22 protein-coding genes, 1 tRNA gene and 1 pseudogene are annotated in these 21864 nt (G+C 41.4%); all 24 read left to right on the forward strand.

Annotation, left to right across the window (positions count from 1 at the left end; all coding sequences use genetic code 11):
- Nucleotides 1-13 precede the first annotated feature (13 nt).
- The 24 genes and pseudogenes from GK047_RS01285 (at nt 14) to GK047_RS30280 (ending at nt 21791) form a co-directional block, all read left to right on the forward strand.
- Nucleotides 14-262, forward strand: a complete 249-nt coding sequence (locus tag GK047_RS01285) for a hypothetical protein (RefSeq protein ID WP_163940345.1) — start codon at nt 14-16, stop codon at nt 260-262.
- Nucleotides 263-677: 415 nt separating this feature from the next.
- On the forward strand, nt 678-1148 hold the full coding sequence (locus GK047_RS01290) for a GyrI-like domain-containing protein (RefSeq protein WP_163940348.1): 471 nt from the start codon (nt 678-680) through the stop codon (nt 1146-1148).
- Nucleotides 1149-1406: 258 nt separating this feature from the next.
- A tRNA-Ala gene (locus GK047_RS01295) sits at nt 1407-1480 on the forward strand.
- Between the two features lie 330 nt (nt 1481-1810).
- On the forward strand, nt 1811-3097 hold the full coding sequence (locus GK047_RS01300; protein ID WP_163940350.1) for an IS110 family RNA-guided transposase: 1287 nt from the start codon (nt 1811-1813) through the stop codon (nt 3095-3097).
- 523 nt (nt 3098-3620) lie between these two features.
- The gene (locus GK047_RS01305; RefSeq protein ID WP_163940352.1) at nt 3621-3971 is read left to right on the forward strand and encodes a VOC family protein; all 351 of its coding nucleotides are present in this window, start codon (nt 3621-3623) and stop codon (nt 3969-3971) included.
- Nucleotides 3972-5110: 1139 nt separating this feature from the next.
- On the forward strand, nt 5111-5746 hold the full coding sequence (locus tag GK047_RS01315; protein ID WP_163940356.1) for an immunity protein Imm33 domain-containing protein: 636 nt from the start codon (nt 5111-5113) through the stop codon (nt 5744-5746).
- Between the two features lie 471 nt (nt 5747-6217).
- On the forward strand, nt 6218-6994 hold the full coding sequence (locus GK047_RS01320) for an RNA ligase family protein (protein WP_163940358.1): 777 nt from the start codon (nt 6218-6220) through the stop codon (nt 6992-6994).
- Nucleotides 6995-7110: 116 nt separating this feature from the next.
- The gene (locus GK047_RS01325; RefSeq protein WP_163940360.1) at nt 7111-7305 is read left to right on the forward strand and encodes a transcription initiation factor TFIIIB; all 195 of its coding nucleotides are present in this window, start codon (nt 7111-7113) and stop codon (nt 7303-7305) included.
- 60 nt (nt 7306-7365) lie between these two features.
- Entirely contained in the window at nt 7366-7551 is a 186-nt protein-coding gene (locus GK047_RS01330; protein WP_163940362.1) for a hypothetical protein, read from the forward strand.
- A gap of 311 nt (nt 7552-7862) precedes the next feature.
- The gene (locus GK047_RS01335; protein ID WP_163940364.1) at nt 7863-8600 is read left to right on the forward strand and encodes a tRNA(His) guanylyltransferase Thg1 family protein; all 738 of its coding nucleotides are present in this window, start codon (nt 7863-7865) and stop codon (nt 8598-8600) included.
- Nucleotides 8601-8602: 2 nt separating this feature from the next.
- Nucleotides 8603-9040, forward strand: a complete 438-nt coding sequence (locus tag GK047_RS01340) for an AAA family ATPase (RefSeq protein ID WP_163940366.1) — start codon at nt 8603-8605, stop codon at nt 9038-9040.
- A gap of 33 nt (nt 9041-9073) precedes the next feature.
- Nucleotides 9074-9385, forward strand: coding sequence for a GTP pyrophosphokinase (locus tag GK047_RS01345; RefSeq protein ID WP_205516203.1), 312 nt, complete (start codon nt 9074-9076; stop codon nt 9383-9385).
- Between the two features lie 621 nt (nt 9386-10006).
- Nucleotides 10007-10573: a hypothetical protein gene (locus tag GK047_RS01350; protein WP_163940369.1), complete on the forward strand. Its 567-nt coding sequence runs from the start codon at nt 10007-10009 to the stop codon at nt 10571-10573.
- A gap of 57 nt (nt 10574-10630) precedes the next feature.
- A pseudogene (locus GK047_RS30500) lies at nt 10631-10715 on the forward strand (RNA polymerase subunit sigma-70); the annotation flags it as partial.
- A gap of 352 nt (nt 10716-11067) precedes the next feature.
- Nucleotides 11068-12819 (forward strand): sensor histidine kinase, encoded by a 1752-nt coding sequence (locus tag GK047_RS01360; protein WP_163940371.1) that lies wholly within the window; start codon nt 11068-11070, stop codon nt 12817-12819.
- Nucleotides 12816-14441, forward strand: a complete 1626-nt coding sequence (locus GK047_RS01365) for a response regulator transcription factor (RefSeq protein ID WP_163940373.1) — start codon at nt 12816-12818, stop codon at nt 14439-14441. The genes GK047_RS01360 and GK047_RS01365 overlap by 4 nt, the downstream gene beginning before the upstream one ends.
- A gap of 64 nt (nt 14442-14505) precedes the next feature.
- The gene (locus GK047_RS01370) at nt 14506-16011 is read left to right on the forward strand and encodes an ABC transporter substrate-binding protein (protein WP_163940375.1); all 1506 of its coding nucleotides are present in this window, start codon (nt 14506-14508) and stop codon (nt 16009-16011) included.
- 28 nt (nt 16012-16039) lie between these two features.
- Nucleotides 16040-16828: a tyrosine-protein phosphatase gene (locus GK047_RS01375; RefSeq protein WP_163940377.1), complete on the forward strand. Its 789-nt coding sequence runs from the start codon at nt 16040-16042 to the stop codon at nt 16826-16828.
- A gap of 42 nt (nt 16829-16870) precedes the next feature.
- Entirely contained in the window at nt 16871-18571 is a 1701-nt protein-coding gene (locus tag GK047_RS01380) for a glycoside hydrolase family 3 protein (RefSeq protein WP_163940379.1), read from the forward strand.
- A gap of 39 nt (nt 18572-18610) precedes the next feature.
- On the forward strand, nt 18611-19252 hold the full coding sequence (pgmB, locus tag GK047_RS01385; RefSeq protein WP_163940381.1) for a beta-phosphoglucomutase: 642 nt from the start codon (nt 18611-18613) through the stop codon (nt 19250-19252).
- A 267-nt stretch (nt 19253-19519) separates the two neighbouring features.
- Nucleotides 19520-20467: an ABC transporter permease gene (locus GK047_RS01390; RefSeq protein ID WP_163940383.1), complete on the forward strand. Its 948-nt coding sequence runs from the start codon at nt 19520-19522 to the stop codon at nt 20465-20467.
- Nucleotides 20468-20482: 15 nt separating this feature from the next.
- The gene (locus GK047_RS01395; RefSeq protein WP_147947619.1) at nt 20483-21370 is read left to right on the forward strand and encodes a carbohydrate ABC transporter permease; all 888 of its coding nucleotides are present in this window, start codon (nt 20483-20485) and stop codon (nt 21368-21370) included.
- Between the two features lie 25 nt (nt 21371-21395).
- Nucleotides 21396-21599, forward strand: a complete 204-nt coding sequence (locus GK047_RS30275) for a sulfatase-like hydrolase/transferase (protein ID WP_346010267.1) — start codon at nt 21396-21398, stop codon at nt 21597-21599.
- A gap of 27 nt (nt 21600-21626) precedes the next feature.
- A complete protein-coding gene (locus GK047_RS30280) occupies nt 21627-21791 on the forward strand; it encodes a hypothetical protein (RefSeq protein ID WP_346010268.1) in 165 nt (54 codons plus the stop codon).
- Nucleotides 21792-21864 lie beyond the last annotated feature (73 nt).

The raw sequence follows: 21864 nt of genomic DNA on the forward strand, positions 1-21864 counted from the left end.
CCTCATTCAGGATTTGCGTTTTGAACGGGATGAGACGCTGGTCTTTTTTCGGAATTCGACAGATTTATTGCTAACGAAGGAGCAAGTGACGGAACTGTACGATCAGACCGAGGGTTGGATCGGCGGGCTGCGGCTGGCGGCGATCTCTCTGCAGCGCAGTGATAATATAGCGGAGTTTATTCATCAATTTAGAGGTCATCAGCACCATATATCTGATTATCAGTCTACTCGGAGCCAGTTATTTTTATTTCTCTCACCGTAATGCTGTAAAGAAGTTTTACGTTGGCTTGGAGGAACCGGACATCGTAGAAATACAGTGTTTATTTAGTAAAAGGTGACTATTTATAGGTTATTGCTGAAATATGCAAATATTATTCATGATCCCTTGGATAAATATAACTTGAAAAATGCTTCTTAAGAAATCTTTTGGGGCAGTGTAACTTGTGGGAGAGCGCATCGCTGGCAGCGATGAGGTCAGAGGTTCGATCTCCCTAGGCTCCACCATAACTATGATAATAACTCTTCGATATTTTATATCTGATTAGAATTAGCCTAAAAGGAGAGTGTTTACGGAAATGGGTAAAAATCTTACTGATCATTTAATTGATCTATCGTATAATCAATTTTTAACAGTCTGTTGTTCTGTTATTTAGTTATGAATAAGGAGTTGTGTCATAATGACAATGGATCAAATGCAAACGCGGGAACGTAATGAAACGAAGCTGGTTGGTTACACTGTAACGGCGTCGTTAAATCAAGATCTAGAATCTAGAATTGTCGGAAGATTACGAGAAGAACTCTTTGGCAAGCGTCATGAAATTGCAAATCGATTAGACGGGATTTACTTAGTCCAAGTTTACCCGGACGGCGAATGGACGCCAGATGTTCCGTTCGTAAGTATTGTTGCGGTAGAAGTCAGCGATTTTGCCCATATTCCTGAGGGATTAGTTCGGCATACGATACCAGCTGGAAAATATGTGAAGGTTACTCATAAGGGACCTGAATCCCAAATAGGAGAAACCTATGATTCAATCCGTGATAAAGGTATCGGCGGTTCTCGGCCTTTTGATTTCGAGTATTGGGCTGATATTGATTCTCTTGAGCAAGAGGAGAGCACTATAGATATTTATTTGCCCTTGGAAGCTTAAACCGGTGCCAACAACAAATGTCGGATGACAAGAATATGTACCGATTCAAACCCGCGTAAATCGTGGGTTTTTTCATTTTATCGGAATAGATTCTTGTCACAAGTCAAAGTCAAGAATCTGTTTCGAAGGGTAGTGTAATACCCCAAGGTGGTAGTACGAGCTGGTTGGTTACACTATCCCAAAGAAAATGCATATCAGCATTAGGATTGATCTTGGCTGAATTAGTTCAACTGGTGAACGTGGGTCACAACTAAATATGGGGCTATAGTTTAGGGGGGAAATAGGTCGCTAGCAGCGATCAGTCCGCGGTTCGATTCCGCGTAGCTCCACCACATCTTAAACACAAACGGCAGAGATGCCGTTTTTTTTGTTTTACGTACTATAGACATGTGAAGTGTCTAATAATGATGGCAGGTTACCGCAATAGAAATCAATTGCATTCCCATGGTTTTTCTATGTTAATATAGCAATAAGAAGAAAATTATTCGGGATGGACTAATACCGTCATGAAGCTTCTTATTTGTTTATTGATGTAACGGGCAGCATTCCTATTATGAGAAAATACGAGGTTTGAAGAATAAAAAGACTCCTTGGTATGATGTTTATGGGTCCCAGATGCAGGCCAGCGTCGGATCCAAAAACAAAACCAAGGAGACTACAACATGCATTCTACTCAAAATGAACGAATTAATCAAATCACTTATTCTACCTTAATTATCGGAGTCGACATCGCAAAATTCAAACATGTGGCTCGTGCACAAGACTTCCGCGGAGTCGAGTTCGGGAAGCCTATTACGTTTGAAAACAATAGAGAAGGCTTTGAGTTGTTCATGAGCTGGTTTCAGAAGATTTCAATGGACCAAGGGTTTCAGGATGTTATAGTTGGCATGGAACCTACAGGTCACTACTGGTTAAACCTTGTTCATTTCCTAAAAGAAAAGCAAGTGAAGTACGGTGTGGTGAATCCATTACACGTGAAAAAAAGCAAAGAACTAGACGACAATTCACCTACGAAGAATGACACTAAAGATGCGAAAGTGATTGCACAGTTGGTCAAAGACGGGAGATACGCCGTACCTAGCCTTCCTAAGGGCATTTATGCCGAACTCCGGGAAGCTATGAAAATTCGCGAACACCTAACAACTGACCTTTGTGTTGTACAAGCACGTGTCCATAACTGGTTAGATCGGTATTTTCCAGAGTTTCTGACGGTCTTTAAAGATTGGGAATGCAAATCTGCCCTCCAAATGTTAAACCTTCATCTACTGCCTCACGAACTTGTTCACGTGCCGGATACAACCTTACTACAACACTTGAGAGAAGCTGCAAAGCGAGGGCTTGGTCTTGGTCGAATTATTAGTTTGAAAGCAGCAGCAAGCTGCTCTGTCGGCATACGAGACGGTTCAGAGTTAGCTAAAATGGAGTTGAAGCTGCTGCTGACCCAGTACGAATGGTTTCAAAACAAGCTTGAAGAGCTCGGGGCAAAGTTGGATGAACTGCTCATACAGATCCCACATGTGCAGCAATTGTTGGCCATAAAAGGGATCGGCAGGGACACCATTGCAGGTTTTCTAGCTGAGGTGGGCGACATTGGTCAGTACCGTCACCCCAAGCAGATCACGAAACTTGCTGGATTGAACTTGAAAACAAACTCATCAGGTACACACATTGGACAGACGAAGATAACCAAGCGAGGTCGTAAACGTCTTCGTGCATTGCTCTTTCGAGTGATGATGCCGTTAGTCGCTAAAAACGCAGCCTTCCAGGCCTTGCATGAGTATTACACCAAACGACAGGTGAATCCGCTCAAGAAGATGCAATCTCTCATTGCTTTGTGTAATAAGCTTATACGAGTCTTTTTCGGCATATTAACAAAAGGACATGAATTTAGTGAAGAAAAGATGATGCAGGATATCCCTCGATTTACAGAATTACCGCAAGCAGCTTAAATAGCGAACTTAGTATTGATGATCTAAGCAAAGAAAAGAAAAGAAAAGATAACAAGAAGCACGGATGAGTCGGAAAGGCACTATCCATACGGACGAAGATCCCGTCGGGCAGCATATCTGACCTCCACCTCATGGACAGGTTGAATGAAGGAATGTGGGAGCGTAGACTCTGCGAGACATGGGAGGGTTGACCGCCATGAGCACATGTGGAGATCCAAGGGTGCAACCATACTTTACCATATTATCCACAATTTAAAATAGGTGGTTTAGGGGAAGAGATTTTTGCGCACCTACATACCCATATATTTCTTCGAGCACAACTTAATTCCAATTAAAAGTTATCTTCTAAGAAGTAATTATGGTCTAAATCTAAGGAAACGAGAGCATTTAAGAGCTAAGTGATTCTCCATAGAGGGAGGATATGTTAATCAATTCGCGAATACTTCAAATCATCATTAGCAAAGATTCTGCATGAACAATAAAAAATGGTATCCTCAAAAAAGTGAAGGGGCAGCATAGCCTTATGAAACTAGGACATATAATGATTTTCGTCAATGACATGACAAAGGCGAGATGGTTTTATTCTGAATTGCTGGGTTTGGAAACACTGTCAGAGCAAGAAAATAAGCTTGTATTTGCCCTTGACGGCTGTCAGCTTATTGCTTTTAAGTGTGAAAAGACCAAAGAAATTGGAGATTATTCAAACGAGGCTAGAACAGTTTTGGTGTTTGAGGTCGTATCTGTTGAGCAAACTTATAAGGAAATGAAGGAAAAGGGTATTCAATTTTTGCATGATAAACCTACTCAAGGGCGATATGCTGCTTTCGTTGATCCGTTTGGTAACGTGCATGAAATCGCTGAATCGTTCGATTGAGAGTCGTTAACTTTGTTACAAACAACGTGGTGAAACATATTACAAAGGTATTGCACTAACGGAGAACAATCGTTCAATTAACCGCTCTTATCATGGGCGGTTTTTTTGATGTCTAAAATCAACAAGAAATGATACACATAAAGGATAGCTCTGCATATCTTGCACGACTTTCCCGATCAAGCTAAAATCAACAAAATTTGTTTGATGGAGCAAATCTGACTGATCTCGTACAAAATCCTTGAATATAGAGCCATTCTTTTTCAGAACCATGTTTGCGAGTGAGGGCATCTTCCCATTCGCTGAATAGATTGTTGGTAGTTTCGTTGGAGCTACATTTAATATGATCCGATAACAGTGAAATTTGCTTGTTAAACGGTGAATGTGGATTTTGTTGCTCGACGATGAATGATAACTCATCAAAACGATGTTTAAGCGCATGAATGAACCATTCAGGTCAATCTTCCATAGGACCATCCCCTTCCTTTTGTTCGAGTGTGTGTATGTTAACTCTGATAGGAAGGGATGGCAAGTTGAGTTTTCATTCGTTATTGATTTGAGCAGCTATTATAAAGAACATTAAGCAAGATTACCCGGAATGTACCTTTATAGACAGTTTTGAAATGTATTCTTACAAATCCCCCTTTTTTCAATAGCCAGACTGATCTACTCTCAAAATCCATGGTATAATTTTACTATTCTAAAACTTGAAATGGTTTAATCGTCAAAGGTGGTGGTACTACTGAGAAATATAATTAACTTCTTAGTGACTGTGTTGGTTTTTTGGATTGGTAATCAATATTTTAGTCAATACATTTCTATTTCTGATACGAAGACATTGATACTTGCATCCTTACTTATGTTCATAATTAGCTTCATCTATGTTTGATAATGGCGGCGTCAATGGTGTCAATTGTAATAGGCATTGGCTGTTTAACAACGCCGTTGCTAATCTTAGCTTCCCTTATCTTAACACCGATAAAGTTATGGTTGCTTGACAGATATTTATCTGGTTTTGAAATTCATGGCTTCTGGACATACGTGATAATGTCTATTGTATTAAGTATCTTCACGGCAAAAGCAAAGTCTAACAACAAGGAACGGTAAAAAGAAGAAAACAATCAAAGGAGAGAAGATACATAATGACGTGGAAGCTAGATAATGCTTTTGAACTTCATAAGGAGTCACCTTATACGTTTTATCTTCCAAGCGATCAAGTAATAAGTCAACTGAAAGTAGGCGATTTAGTTAAGCTAATATTCATGGCAGCGGAGACACTTGATAATGGATGTCGAGCGGAGAGAATGTGGGTGGATATCCTTGAGCGAAATGAAACTGACTTCCGTGGGAAGTTAGTTAATCAGCCGTACTATTTGAGTTCACCTCAACATGGTGACTTGATTGATTTTAAATCAGAACATATATGCAGTACTCAGCTAGATGATCCGTATTCTAAGGACATGGACTATTATTTTGATAAGAAAATTACAGTAAGTAATGACGTATTATCACGAAATGAGTTTAACTTCATGTTACGGTTCGACCCAGATGATGAGCATGATTTGGGATGGGTCTTTTTTAGTGGATATGAGGATGATGAATTCACTGCTGATTCAAAGAACTATCAGGTGATTTCAGTCGGAAAAATGTTAAACATTGATGATTCTATTTTGGAGTTTATCGATAATTCCGAAACCATTCATTGTGCATATGAGAGAAACAAAGATACAGGAAACCTTGCTAAAATTGAGAATTATGACTGGAGTATACATGATTGAGGCAGAAGGTGTGAAATACCACGAGATTATAAAGTGAAATTAGAAATATACTGGAGTAATTAGCATGTTACATATAGCGTTTCTTGAGAGCAGAATAGCAGATGTGTATTCTAAAATATCCTTTAAAACAAAAAACTTCTTTCACACGGCACTCCAAGATGATCTTACAAGATCAACTCAGGTATTTCAGCGTAAAGGTATTAAGGAATTCAAAGTCACCGAGATAATTGGATATGAAGGGAGATCTGGCTTTATCGATGTTGTACTCGTTGACAGTAATAATCAGAGGATTTATAGAATCAACTGATCCCAACAAAGGCGTAACATTTATTCAAAATCCCCTCAAACTTGGAAAGAACAAAGATTTTGGAATAACAAAGAAGTTTTATAGATAATCTTTCAATAAAAAATGAATTGTTACTGGACTTGGCAATACAAATGAAAAGATAATTTTATGGAGATGAAAAGCAGATGGACTTGAAGAAAATTAATTCACTAACCAAATATCCAAGCATCCTTACATATCATGAATTAGGTGAAAGAGGTCGCTTAACCAATGAATTATCTGAGTCAAAAGGATTTTCTGATTACGATGAAGTCTTTGTTTACGAAAAGGTAGATGGTGAAAATTCAAGAATTATATTCTTTAAAAATAATTACAATGAAGTCGATTATCTAATCGGATCGAGAGAAGAATTACTGTATGCAAAGGGTGATAGGATCGGCAATCCTTACGGTAACATTGCAGAGTTCCTTAGACCACTGGCTGAAAGATTAACTGCTGACATATTTCCCAAAGGAGATTGGGCATTAACAGTAATTTATCAAGAATCTTATGGAGGAAAGACAAAAGCTGCTAAGAACTATACGGATATTAAGACTCAAGGGTATCGAGTATTTGACGTATTTTCTTTAAATCAGGATGAATTAGACAGGCTTTTTGAGTTACCACAAGAGAAGATTGCCGAGTGGAGAGATCATGGAAATCAACCTTTTTATGATGAAGTCGAGAAAAAGAAATTTGTTGAGAGTATGGAGTTAGAATTTGCACCTCTATTAGGAATGGTCAAGGGTTCGGATTTTCCAACTTCTCTTGAGAATACATTTTCGTTTTTAAAGCAGTTTGAGGGTACAAAGGTAGGAATCGATTCTTCTGGAAAATCTGAAGGAATTATTGTTCGTACCTTAGATCGTAAACACATTAGGAAAATTCGTTTTGAGGACTACGAAAGAACCTTTAGGAAATAAGTTAATAAAACAACAATTTGATTAGGAAGTGTATCAATTTGCACATGAAGAAAATCAATGAATATGAATAATTAAAAAGGTAACACATACTAGATCATAATAGTTGGAGGTTCGTGATGAGAAGAGAAACAATATGCCCTGAATGTGGTGAAACTAAATTTGGTGAAGGTACGTCACGAGGCGAAGGTAGAATGTATCCTAGTAATAAACTCTTCTCTATGGGTTCAGAAATTACCCATGTTATCTGCATTAAGTGCGGATTAATTATCAGAAGCTTTGTTAAAGAACCTGAAAAATTTGATAAAAAATAAAGTGTATCTTTACATTTATGAATACAGTAAAACAAATATTTCAATGGGAGATGATATATCATGAATGAGAAAGAAATAGAGGTTGTAGAAGTTTTAACGGGATCTTATGGAATTTATTACGATTATGCAGTACAAATCGCTAAGGTGACTTACGGCGACATGACTAAGGCGAAAATTGCTGCGGATATGATGAATATTCAGAATGCATCGATTGAATCAGTCATTGCAGCTATTACATTGAAATAATACTTTCAATGGGTAGCAAAATCTTAAGTGAAGAAGGCAAGAAATAATGAAGTTATTTGATTGTCCCAATTGTAATACCTACAGTAAGGAGTGTATCATCGTCACTCATAATATCTTGACCCTAATAAAGAGAGACTGAAGTGCAGCCTTTGTTCATAGAGCGGAAAATGGGAGGACATGAAAGTGCGGGAGGTTCAACATTATTATTTGTATTTTTTTCATAAGAATAACCAAAACTAGTTTTAGATGATGTTCGTGTTTTACTAAGCTAATAAAACAATTCTTTTAAGGGGAAAAGGAAGGTATATAAAATGAAAAAAGATGATTTTGGCAACAGGATGAAGGCATATGAGAATGCTTATAGATACAATTTACCAAGTAGACTTCCAGTCATATTAAGAATTGACGGTTGTCACTTTCATACTTTTACAAGAGGAATGAAAAAACCTTTTGATGAAATTTTAACAAGTGCTTTGTGGGAAACATGCAAGTACCTAGCTGAGAACATTATGGGATGTAAAATCGTATATCATCAAAGTGATGAAATATCCATCTTACTTACCAACTATGATAAATTAACAACTCAATCATGGTTCGAAAATAATATTCAAAAAATGGTCTCAGTATCTGCATCGATGGCGACAGCGAAATTCAATGAGATAATCAAACAGTATTATCCAGATAAGCCTTTGGCAACTTTCGATAGTAGGGCGTGGGTGATCCCACATGATGAAGTTACGAACTATTTCTTATGGAGACAACAAGATGCTACAAAGAATAGCATTTCTATGGTGGCACAAGCAAACTTTCCTCAAAAAGAACTACATGGTCTTACTGGAAAGCAACTTCAAGATAAGTTATTTTTAGAAAGAGATATTAATTGGAACGACTTACCTGTGTGGCAGAAGCGAGGAGTTTGCATCACAAAGCAACAGTATTACAAAGGTGAAACACAAAGAAGTAAGTGGGATGTCGATCACGAAACACCGATCTTTTCACAAAATAGAGATTATATCAATAAATACGTCTATCTGGATAAGGATGAGTAATTGTGGAATGCGTGATTTTTACTGGTATTCAAGCTTCAGGTAAATCAAGTTTTTATAAAGAAAGATTCTTTAATACTCACATAAGGATTAATATGGATATGTTGAAGACAAGATATAGAGAAAAATCTCTAGTAATGGCTTGTATTCATGGCAAACAATCTTTTGTAATAGATAACACAAATCCAACAAGAGAAGATCGAGTAAAGTATATTGAAGCAGTGAAGCAATGGCGCTTTAAGGTGATTGGATACTATTTCGAACCTGATTATGATGAATCCGTTTTAAGGAATGAGACGCGACAAGGGAAAGAGAAAATACCTAATGTTGCAATTAAGAGTACGATTAGCAAACTTCAAAAACCATTGTTTGAAGAAGGATTTGATGAACTGTACCATGTGAAATTGATCGATGGGTATTTCCATGTGCAAGAATTACAATAAAAGTGATAACTTTTATCGGAAATGAGGTATGACATGTCAACTTTATCTAGAGCAATTATCATTGCTACACAAGCTCATGAAGGTCAGATAGACAAAGGTGGGAAGCCATACATACTGCATCCATTACGATTGATGTTGAAAGCCCCAGACAATGACTCTAAAGTTGTATCCGTTCTGCATGACGTAATCGAGGATACGGATGTGACGATGGAGCAACTTAAAGAAGAGGGTTTTTCAGAAGTTATCATAGAAGCTGCTAACATTGGCATTCCCAGCCTCAATAATTACTCCTGTTCAACAGACACTAGTTTTATAAGTAGCTCGAAGTCGTCTAACATCCTATAGATATATCGGGAAAACTCAATCGAATAGCAGATCTTATAATTTAGCCCTTTCGTATAGAGAGAGGGTTATTTACATTTCCAAGACATCTCTAATAAAGTGAAATTTTAAATATTTCAAGTGAAAACTATGGTGAATAATGACTGTTTGCGATGATACATTGAAGTACGTTGGAATTGATTGTCGAAAGGAGTCATTATATGACGCATAAATGGAGAAAAAGAGTATCAACGTTAGTAATCAGTTCAGTTCTATCAACTTCACTACCTTTGGAGGTGTTGTTGCTTCGCCAACTATTAGAAGGAGTGAGCTAAGCAAAGACATAGCTCTGGAGCAAAGAACTCAACAATCAAGTTCGAGTACAGTGAAATTGGTACACCCAGCTTACAAATCATCAATGCTGTCGTCTCTGAGACGTTTTAGTTGTTGGGGATACGCATGTGAAACCTAACTATTACCAAATCGTATACATATCAGAAAATATATTTTTTTGTCGATAAAGGGGAGAAACGATTGTTTATCCATGTTGCTTCAATTTTATTAATTTTATTCGGTTTGATCGTACTTCCATTCGTTTCGTACAAGTACTTTAAAAAGAAAGAAATTTTTTGGATATTTTTTATTATGAGTCCTTTGGTTCAAATAGCTATGGTATCAGTAGGTTTGTTGATCAATTTAAGTTGGTTTGATAAACATCTGAGCTTTACAGAACCATTCTATTATTTTGTGCTTGCTTCAGCATCGGTGCAAATTTATTATTTTATAGTAATTGCCGGAAAGTGGTTAATACGTTTCCTGAGTGGAGAAAGTGAATTAGATAAAAAGAAGCCTAAAACGAGAATTATTTTCATGTTAGGGCTTTTGGTGTGTTTTTTATTACTCCCCAATGTTGTATCAGCTTTGCTGTACCAACTATGGGGTGTTCTATTTTCAGATACTAATCTAGGTGTGGGTGATAGTATTTATTTTGCATTTGCAATAAACTATTCCCTTCCCTTGTATGGTGTTTTCGCGGACTTTCAGGTTGCCGTTAATGAGCATGCAGTTTTAAGATATGTGCAAGGCAATCAAGTTGTAATCTCTAAAATTATTGAGTTTGTAATCATTGGTTTCTTGGTAACAAGGCTGACAGGAAGTATTCAACAGACTCTTAATAAAAAGAAAGGTGCAAAATATTCCAAGCGAAAATAGCTGAACCATTCGCCGCTCTGCGACTACGGGAGGGATGGTTTCTTTTTTCTCAGATTTATTATTGATAATACAGGCGAACATCTGGAGGATCTGATTTCCATAGGGACTATTGGGCTGATTAAGTCAATCGAGTCGTTCTCCGCCAAGCATAACCCTTCACTTGATTTCTGGACTTCATGTGATGATCTAGGTATGCTATTGATGTACGAAACATTGTCGGTTATTTCATAGCGTGGCCAGCCAATACTAAGCGAAGTACATCTTGGCTCAACAGAAGTCCTTGTCAGATAGACAGTTATACCTTTAATACTGCTTTTGTTACAACATTGTTTTTAAACTTGCAATGGTCGAAATCGTACAAGCAGGAAGTCGAAAACGGAGTAGTGAGTGTCCGTTCCAGTTTCTATAATAAATATCATTGTATGATTCACAAATCGTTAATAGGAGAAACCAGCTGACTGCTGGTTTTTTTGAATTGAAAAGGGGGAGCATGCATGCAAGGCCAATTTTTTCGAATTCCTTTCAATTCCATTCGTTTCAAACTGATCGTCGGCGTGCTGCTGATCACGGTACCATTAAGCTTGCTGCTCATCTATAGCAATTACTATGCGATCGGCGTTGTTCGGAGCCAAGTAGCCGATTCCAACAAAAAAATGATGTCTTTGTATATGGGACAAATCGATGAACAATTACGGTTCGCAGAATCATATTTAATGGGCTTGACTATCGCCGAAGCCGACTTTACTGGCATTGAGAACAAAGTTTCGGAAAGTGATCGCTACTTCGCTTTAAGAAGATTATCTAACCGGATTACCGAAAATATGTTGAATTTCAAATCGGTGGACGGCTTTTTTATTTATTCAGCTCCCAATCAATATTACATGAATGCATTTCGGGAAGTTACGAATTATGCTGAACGAGAATCGGTCAGAAACTTTATTGAGGATGAAACCGGAAAGGCAACGCCAAATCTGCCGATCAATAGTTGGTACGTGCAAGAAATCGGAGAAAAATATTATTTGTTGCGTACGATCAAGGTGAGCAATACGTATGTCGGTACATGGATCTTGATCGACAATTTAATGGTGCCGCTAAATCTTATCGGACTAGGGGAAAAAGGGGCGGCTTTATTTACGACGAATGACGGCGTGCCTTTGGTGAATGCGGAAATTGTCAAAGATAACCGACTTGATGTCAATAAAAATCTTCAACACTATTATTTAACCGGGGACGATCATCGTTATCTGGTAGTCGGCGAAAAGTCGGCTGTGGGGAATTTCAATCTGATTGCCCTCATACCGGATGAACAAATATTGAAAAATCTCCCTATCCTCCGAAACATTGTCAATTTCATTCTCGTCGGAGTTTTCATCCTATTACCCGTCTGTTTGCTCCTTCTCCGGAAAACAGTGCTCCTTCCGATCAATCGCCTGATTTTGGCGATGAAACGGATTAAGGACGGCAATTTGGACATGCGGATTCAATCGTTTAGGACATCTGATGAATTTCAGCTTGTTTATGAAACCTTTAATACGATGATGTCACAAATTCAAGAATTACGAATCCATGTCTATGAAGAGCAGATGAACAAGCAAAAGGCGGAGCTCCAGCATTTGCAGTTGCAAATCAATCCGCACTTTTATTTGAATTCGCTTAATATTATGCACACGCTCGCGCGCGCCAAAAATTATGCGTTGATTGAAGAGATGGCGCAATGTTTAGTTGGCTATTTCCGCTATATGTTCCGAAGTAATTTGACTTTTGTCTCTGTGCAAGAAGAATTACAGCACGTTCGAAATTATTTGCGCATTCAGGAGCTGCGATTCCCGAATCATTTACAGTGTACGATTCATGTTCCTGACTATTTGCTGCGTACCCCGATCCCGCCGCTTGTCGTTCAAACCTTTGTGGAAAATGCGATCAAGCATGCGGTAACAATGGACGAACCGGTTCTTTTGACGATCGATATGGAACTTGACGATGTGGCTGCGGCCCCTACACTCAAAATAACCATACAAGATACAGGGCCGGGTTTTCCGGAGGATGTGCTGGAGGGAATTCGCAGCGGAATCCAGATGATGAGTACGCAAGGTGAACATATCGGAATTTGGAATGTTCAACAAAGGCTGCTGCTGTTGTACCAGAGCCGTGCTGACATCTCATTTGCCAATAACGCTTCTGGAGGTGCTGTCATTGTCATTACGCTGCCATTACAGCCAGATATGGGAAAAGGAGAGCGATTATGATGCAAATGCTCATTGTGGATGATGAAATGCTGTTCGTGGAAGGACTCAAATCAGATTTGCACTGGGAGACGTTTGGGGTCTCAATCGTCCACACGGCTTATAATATTAGGCAAGCGAAGGAGATTTATGAGGCTCATCCCATCGATATCATGCTTTGTGACATTGAAATGCCGCAAGGTAGCGGTCTTGAGCTCTTGACATGGGTACGGGAGCATTATCCGAAAACGGAATCGATTTTCTTAACTTGTCATGCCGATTTTAAATTTGCGCAGCAAGCTATTCAGCTTGGCTGCTTTGATTATTTGTTGAAACCCGTTGCTCTTGCTCAGCTGGAAGAGGTGATTGTAAAAGCAGGGGCAAAGATCAATAAAGAGAGCGAACTTCAGCAATATAGCCGTTACGGCCAATTCTGGGTCCAGCACCAGCCGATCCTGATTGAGCGATTTTGGCTCGATATTTTGCATGAAACCATTCCATCAGACCTGGAAGCTATTCGAGAGTCTGCCGCGGATCGCAATATTCCTTTTTCAGAGGAAATGAGGTTTTTGCCTGTTCTGATCAGCGTTCAACGTTTCTATAAAGAGTTGAGTTTGCGCGATGAGAAGATTCTGGAATATGCCATTCAAAACAGTGCCGAAGAAATGATCGTTGAACAGAAAGAGAAGGGACAAGTGCTGCAGTTGGGCAGCCAAAATCTGCTTGCGATCGTGTCCTGGGATCAGGAGGCTGAACCGGAGATGGAGCAATTGAAACAAAAGTGCGAAGCCTTCATCTCGTCCTGCAGACAGTTTTTCAATTGCGATATCTCCTGCTACATCGGGAATCGGGCGTTCGTACACGAACTGCCATCGATGGTTCACGAGCTGTCTCATCTCGTTAAAAATAATGTTGCCTATAACAATAAAATTTTCATGTTATCTGGAAAAAAACAATCTTCAAAGCCTGCTTCAATGCCGGATATGCATGTGTGGTCGGTCATGTTGAAGGAAGGTTCAATGACGAAGGTGTTATCGGAGGCTGAGCGATATTTGGAGAGCATGATGCATACAGGAGAACTAGATGCGAAGGTGCTGCATCAATTTCATCACGATTTCCTGCAAATGCTGTACCACGTCATCATGCTCAAAGGCATTCAAGCACGTGAACTGCTAAGTGACGCCATATCGATGGAGCTTGCCCCGCGTGCTACGCGTTCTGTAACGGATACGATTGCATGGATCAAGCACATCATGGAGAGATCTCTTCAATACGTGAATACGGTTGAACAAACGCAATCCGTCGCGGAGCGTGTTAGAAATCATATTACGCTTCACTTAAATGAACAAGATTTGTCACGCGAGGAAATTGCTAATCATGTCTATTTGAATCCGGATTATTTGGATCGCATCTTCAAGAAAGAAACCGGAATGTCGGTTACTGAATATTTGGTTCAGGAGCGTATGGGGATAGCCAAGGAGCTGTTGTCCAAAAGCGGCATGTCGATCAGCAGCATCGCCGCGCATGTCGGGTATTCGAATCTCGCGCATTTCTCCAAACGATTCAAAAGTATGACAGGGATGAACCCGAATGATTATCGACAGCATGGTCGGAATGGTACAAACGGAAAGTCGAAAACGGAGTAGTGACAGTTCCGCTCCGTACTTATAATGAAATTGTATCGGATAACAACAAAAAAAGGAGATAACCATGAAGAAAAGATTGAGTTTCTTAAGTTCAATTGTGGCATTGACGGTTATTGTTTCAGGTTGCGGTTCCGAGAATGGTGCAGCAAGCTCCAAGCAGCAGGACGAAAAGACGACCGAAGCACCATTTGAACTCACGGTGGCGTTTCCTGTTAAAGGTGCAATTCCGAAAGACATGCAGTTGGTAAATGACGAGATTAACAAAATTGCCAAAGAGAAAATCAACGCCACGGTTAAGCTGCTGCCTATCAGTTACAGTGCATATGTGAACCAAATGAATTTGATGATGACTAGCGGTGAAAAACTCGATTTAATGGTGCAGTGGGGAGCGTTTTACTCCAGCTATATCGCAAAAGGACAAGTGCTTGCGCTTGATGATTTGCTTAACAAGTATGGTAAAGATGTTTCAGAATCGTTGGGGCCTGTATTTCTAAATGCTCCGAAAGTGAAGGGTAAAATTTACGGCGTGCCGACCATTCGTGATTTAGCGCAAGATTACGGATTTACCATGAGAAAAGACTTGGTAACCAAATACAACATCGATTTGAGTAATGTGAAAAAATTGGAAGATCTTGAAAGTGTACTAAAGACACTCAAAGAAAACGAGCCGAGCATGGCTCCTATGACGAATAAGGTGACTACTTCCCTATACGGTTCGTTTAGCACTAGAGATTCTTTGGGCGACGATTTAGGGGTGCTTCTGAATAATGGTCAAGGCGAGTTGAAAGTCGTGAACTGGTACGAGACTCCTGAATACGCCAACGTGGTGAAGCTCATGAGAAAATGGAATCAGGCGGGATATGCGATTAAAGATGTCGTGACAAACAAAGAAAGTGAGAACACCATTATTAAAGCAGGCAAAGCAGCAGGAAATCTTACACACATGAAACCGGGTTTTGCTGAACAACAAACAAAAATAATCGGAACTGAAATGACCGCGATCAAACTTGCGCCAGCAGTTGTGAATACGAGTACGGTAAATGGCGTGATGTGGGGAATTCCTCAAGGTTCAAAAAATCCGGATAAAGCTATGCAGTTCCTTAATCTCATGTACGCTGACAAAGATATTGTCAACTTATTCAATTGGGGTATTGAAGGCAAGCATTATGTTAAAAAGCAGGATGGTTTTGTAGGCTACCCTGCAGGAGTGAATGAGAATAATTCAGGTTACGATTTGAACCAAGGGTTTATGTTCGGTAATTCATTCCTTGCCGATGTATGGGAAGGTAATGACAAGAATATATGGCAAGAAATGAAGAAGTTCAACGAGAGTGCTACCCGGTCGAAGGCGCTTGGGTTTACGTATGACAACACTTCGGTGAAGACAGAAGTTGCCGCTGTAAGCAACGTCGTGAATCAGTACCGATTAGGGCTGGAGGATGGAGCCTTCGATCCGGATAAAGAACTGCCTAAGTTCATTTCTGAGTTGAAAGCTGCCGGAATCGACAAAATCATTGCCGAAAAGCAAAAACAGTTGGATGTTTGGGCCAAAGAAAATAACGTGAAGTAAGCGAAATATCAGTGAAATTCAGGAGGATATGATGGAAACTGTCTACAAGCAAAGAGTAGAGGAAATAGAGCGCAGAACCAACTTGCGTAATTTAGGTGGATATCGCACTGCAGATGGAAGGACAATCAAGCCTAATCTATTGTTCCGTTCCGCAGAGCTAGCGGAAATGAACGAAGCAGATATTGTTTACCTGCAAGAAAACGGTTTGCGTTATATTTGCGATTTCCGTTCGGAAGGTGAACAAGAGGCAAAGCCGAATCCAGTCGTCGCTGGTGCGGAAAACATCCATATTTCCGTACTTGGCGGAGTTGTCAATCCGCAAGATATGATTGCCTTTATTAAGGGGATTGACATAGCCGAGCTCGAGGGGGATTTCCTGGAAAAGGTCTATGTACAGTTCGTCTCTGATCCTATTGCTCAGGCTGCTTATCGTCGTTTTTTTGAGCTGGTGCTGCAGGCAGAAGGCAGTCCGCTGCTCTGGCACTGTGCAGCAGGTAAAGACCGAACGGGATTTGCTGGAGCTATCTTGCTTCTTGCGCTAGAGGTGCCGATGGAAACCGTTATGGAGGATTTCTTAAGAAGCAACAATAACCGGAAAGAAGCGATTGATCACATGCTTAGCTCGATTCAAGAGAAGCTAGGAGATGACAACAAGTTTGCCAAGGTTAGAGAAATGATGGCAGTAAAACAGGAATACTTGACTACGGCACTGCGTGCAATCATAGAGAATTATGGGACCATGGAAACTTATATGGAAGAAGTGCTCGGATTGACATCCGAAGCGCGCGAAAAACTGAAAAGCATTTATTTAGAGTAAAGGTGAAAAGGCCAAATCGACATAAGAGAAGAGGGACGATACATGGTTGATTTGCATGCAAAACCTTTTCATCTAGACGATGATGGGATTGAGTGGGTTAAGGACACCTTGGCCTCCATGGATCTTGCTGCCAAGGTGGGACAGCTGTTTTGTCCGATCGGATTCACCGATGATAAGGAGCAGCTTGCGAAGCTGACGCAAAAGATGAGAATCGGTGGTATTCTGTATCGACCTGGTTCAGGGGAGAAAGTCCAAGAAACGCATCGCTACTTGCAGGAAACTTCGGAAATTCCTCTGCTTATTGCTGCCAATCTGGAAGCAGGGGGCAACGGCTCCGCTGTGGATGGTACTTTTTTCGGCAAGCAATTGCAAGTTGCAGCTACGGACAATACGGAGATGGCTCGGAGGCTCGGTGTTATTGCTGCCCGGGAAGGTGGTGCCGTAGGCGTAAACTGGGCGTTCGCTCCAGTTGTGGATATCGACGTTAACTTCCGCAATCCAATCACGAATGTGAGAACATTTGGTTCCGACCCAGAGCGCGTTGCTCGCATGAGCAAAGCTTATACAACTGCGGTTCAGGAACATGGCGTGGCTGTTTCGATTAAGCATTTTCCAGGTGACGGCGTGGATGAGCGCGATCATCATTTGTTAACATCGATCAATTCGTTAACGATAGAGGAGTGGGACGCTACGTTCGGCAGCGTGTATCAAACCTGCATTAATGCTGGAGCCATGAGTGTTATGGTCGGACATATTGCTCATCCTGCTTACAGCAGGCATCTTCGTCCGGAGCTCAAAGATGTGGATACTATGCCTGCGACTTTGGCGCCGGAGCTGCTAAACGATCTGCTCCGAGGGAAGCTCGGATTCAATGGACTTATTACGACGGATGCTACGCCTATGGCCGGTTTTATGATGGCGATGAAGCGGGAGACAGCCGTTCCAGCTTCGATCGCAGCCGGCTGCGATATGTTCTTGTTTAATAAAAGTGTAGAGGAAGATTTTTCCTTTATGATGAAAGGGATCGAGCAAGGCATCCTGACTTTGGAGCGAGTGGATGAAGCGGTGACACGCATTCTCGGTGTTAAAGCGTCGCTTGGTCTGCATACGAAGAAGCGGGAAGGGATCCTTGTGCCGGGTGTAGAGGCGCTATCCATTCTGAAATGCGACGAGCATAGGAGATGGACTGGGGAATGTGCGGATCAATCCGTTACGCTCGTAAAGGATACGCAGCAATTGCTGCCCATCAGCCCAGAGCGTCACAAGCGTATTCTACTCTTCTCGCTCGGCGGCGAGGATGGCTTGTTCAAAAGTACGAACATTACGCCGTACTTCATTTCCAAACTGGAAGTGGAGGGCTTCGAGATCAAGGTGTTTGATACGAAAAATTTCGATTTCAGAACGATGTTTGCTGGGGTGAAGGAGATGAGTGATCAACATGACGTTGCTATTTACTTCTCCAATTTTGAGACGCACAGCAACCAAACTGTTGTCCGTGTTAACTGGGCGCCTCCTTTTGGTGTAAACATGCCGTGGTTCATTCAGGAGCTGCCAACGATGTTTATTTCCGTAGCTAACCCGTACCATCTCCTGGATGTGCCGCGTATACCAACGTTTATTAATGCGTATTCAGCCAGCGAGCATGTCGTGGACGCGATTGTCGAGAAGCTGCTGGGACGCTCCTCCTTCAAGGGGATCAGCCCTGTAGATCCATTTTGCGGCTATTGGGATACACGTCTGTAAGCAATACGTGCAAGCCGGATTATGAAAGGGAATTCTACCATGTCGATACTAGCAGTCATTTTTGATTTGGACGGAGTGCTTGTGCATACAGATCAGTATCACTACCAAGCGTGGAAGCGTATGGCGGACGAAGAAGGCATTGTATTTGATGAGTCCGTTAACGACAGACTGCGTGGCGTTAGCCGGATGGAGAGCTTGGAAGTTATCCTTGAGAAGAGCGGCAGAACGTATACAAGCGTGGAAAAAGAAGCTTTGGCTGAGAAGAAGAACGGCTACTACCGAGAACTGCTTGACCGTTTGACTCCCGCAGATGCGGCACCTGGTTCCCGTGAGATCATAGCTGCCTGCAAGCAGCAGGGAACTAAAGTCGCGATCGGATCATCGAGTAGGAATACGCCGGTCATTTTGGAAAGGCTTGGCCTTACGCATATGTTTGAAGCTGTGGCGGATGGCAATGAGATCGTTAACAGTAAGCCGGATCCCGAAGTATTTCTACTCGCAGCGAAGAAACTTGCCATTGATCCTGAATGTTGTATCGTCGTAGAAGACGCCGAGGCTGGACTTGTCGCCGCTAAGCGTGCTGGCATGAAGACGGCTGCCATGGGTACTATGATAAACAGCCCGACAGCAGACTATCGGCTTCATCGTTTGGACGAGCTGAAAGCTGTCATTTGGGGTTAAATAAACATAAAAAGAAGGAGCAGGCGAGGTGGCTGCTTCTTTTTTTTATATTACACGTCTCACTTTTCCATAAGGAGAGATCTTTTATGATGGAAAGTATTAATTATCGGTCTGGAACGCGAAGTTCGCGATAAGCCGCTAGGGCTGTCGGCAGGTCGGAATGGTACAAACGGGAAGTCGAAAACGGAGTAGTGACTGTTCCGCCTAGTTCCTATAATGAAAGTGTAAGCAAACAATAGATGCCATGAAGTGGAGGAAGTGAGTATTATGACACAAGCAATAACGAATAAATCCTCAACGAGTAAAAGGCTGAGTAGGTGGAAAAATTATTATCCGCTTTACCTTTTGATGATCCCAGGCGTGCTTTACTTACTCATTAACAACTATGTACCGATGTTCGGTGCTATCATCGCGTTTAAAGATATCAATTATCAGGCAGGTATTCTCGGCAGCGATTGGATCGGCTTTAAAAATTTTGAATACTTGTTCAAGACCAAAGATGCCTTAATCATTACACGCAATACGATTCTGTACAATTCGCTTTTTATCGTTGTTCACACGGTAATAGCTATATTTGTGGCAATTTTGCTGAATGAAGTGAAGAAGAAATTTTTATCCCGTTTTTATCAAAGTGTCATTTTGCTTCCTTATCTGATTTCGATGGTCATTGTCAGCTATCTCGTCTATTCCATGTTAAGTGTCGAATCAGGCTTGATGAACAAGGCCATTCTTCCGCTGTTCGGAATTGACAGCATTTCTTGGTATTCGGAAGCGAAGTATTGGCCGTACATTCTAACGCTGGTGCATATCTGGAAAGGTGTCGGATTCCTATGCGTGGTTTATTTAGCATCCATCATCAGCATCGACACGGAGTATTACGAGGCCGCGACACTTGATGGCGCTTCAAGATGGTATCAGATTCGCTCCATTACCATTCCTTTGATCATGCCTGTCATTATTATGATGACCATGATGGCGATCGGACGCATTTTTTATTCGGATTTCGGCTTGTTTTATCAAGTGCCAATGGACTCGGGCGCGTTGTCCAAAACGACAAATGTCATTGACACCTACGTGTATAGAGGTCTGATGAACCTCGGGGATATCGGGATGTCTTCGGCAGCCGGTTTGTACCAATCGCTTGTCGGATTCGTGTTGGTTATCGTATCCAACTATGCGGTGCGCAAATTTAGCAAAGACAATGCATTATTTTAGAGGGGGAAAAGATTCATGGCACAAGATAGTAAAGCGCTGCAGTGGACTACTCATATTGTTCTGATCGCATTATCCGCTGCAAGCCTTCTGCCTTTTTTACTGCTCATCATGTCCTCCATTTCAAGTGAGACAAGCATTATTCAACATGGATACTCACTGTTTCCGCAAGAATTTAGTTCCAAAGCGTATGTGTATTTACTGGATCACTGGCAAGAGTTGGGCCGCGCGTATGGGATTACCGTATTCATTACGGTAGTGGGCACCACTGCCAGCTTAGCCATCACGTCGATGCTGGCGTATCCGATTTCCCGTCAAGATCTGCCGTGGAAGAAATTCTGGGCATTCTTTGTTTTCTTTACACTTTTATTTAATGGGGGCCTTGTCCCTACGTACTTGATTTATACGCAGGTTTTACATGTGAAAAATACGATTTGGGCGCTGCTTATTCCTGGATTGCTCATGAACGGATTTAACGTCCTGCTCGTCCGCACCTTCTTCATGACGTCCATTCCGCCAGCGCTTATCGAAGCGGCCAAAATCGATGGGGCGGGTGAGATTAAAACGTTCTACAAAATCGTTCTCCCGCTGTCAGTTCCGATCATGGCGACCATCGGACTTTTCGAAGCCATCTTGTATTGGAACGATTGGTTTAACGGATTAACTTATGTGACCAACCCGAAGCTGTTTAGCATTCAAAATATTTTGAATCGGCTCATTCAAGATGTCCAATTTTTGAGTAGCAACTCCGACATGGCATCGGGCGCTGGTGCGAAGGTCGCAGAGCTCCCGAGCACATCGGTAAAAATGGCGATTGCTGTCGTCGGCGTACTTCCGATTCTAGTGGCGTATCCGTTCTTCCAAAAGTACTTCATCAAAGGGATTACAATTGGTTCTGTGAAATAACGGAAAATATTGGGAGGATACAGCTATGAGAGCAGTCATGATCATGTTCGATTCTTTAAATAAGCATATGCTGCCGAATTACGGCTGCGAATGGATTCACGCTCCTAACTTTCAACGTCTGTCTGAGCGGACAATGACGTTCGACAAATGTTACGCGGGCAGCTTGCCCTGTATGCCGTCACGGCGCGAGATTCATACAGGACGTTATAACTTTTTGCATCGAAGCTAGGGGCCGCTTGAGCCTTATGACGATTCGATGATCGATTTGCTTCGGAAAAGCGGTGTGTATACGCATCTAACGACCGATCATAATCATTACTTCGAGGACGGGGGAGCTACGTATCACACGAGGTACAATTCGTGGGAATTTGCCCGCGGTCAAGAGGGAGATCCGTGGAAAACCATCACCGGAAGTGAGTGAAGATGACGTTGTCCAGCTTGCGACGAGCTTGTTTGGCAATCACGCGCCACGGCTTGTCGGTTTTCTGAAAATG

This window comes from Paenibacillus sp. SYP-B3998 (assembly GCF_010820665.1).
Classification (GTDB): Bacteria; Bacillota; Bacilli; order Paenibacillales; family NBRC-103111; genus Paenibacillus_E.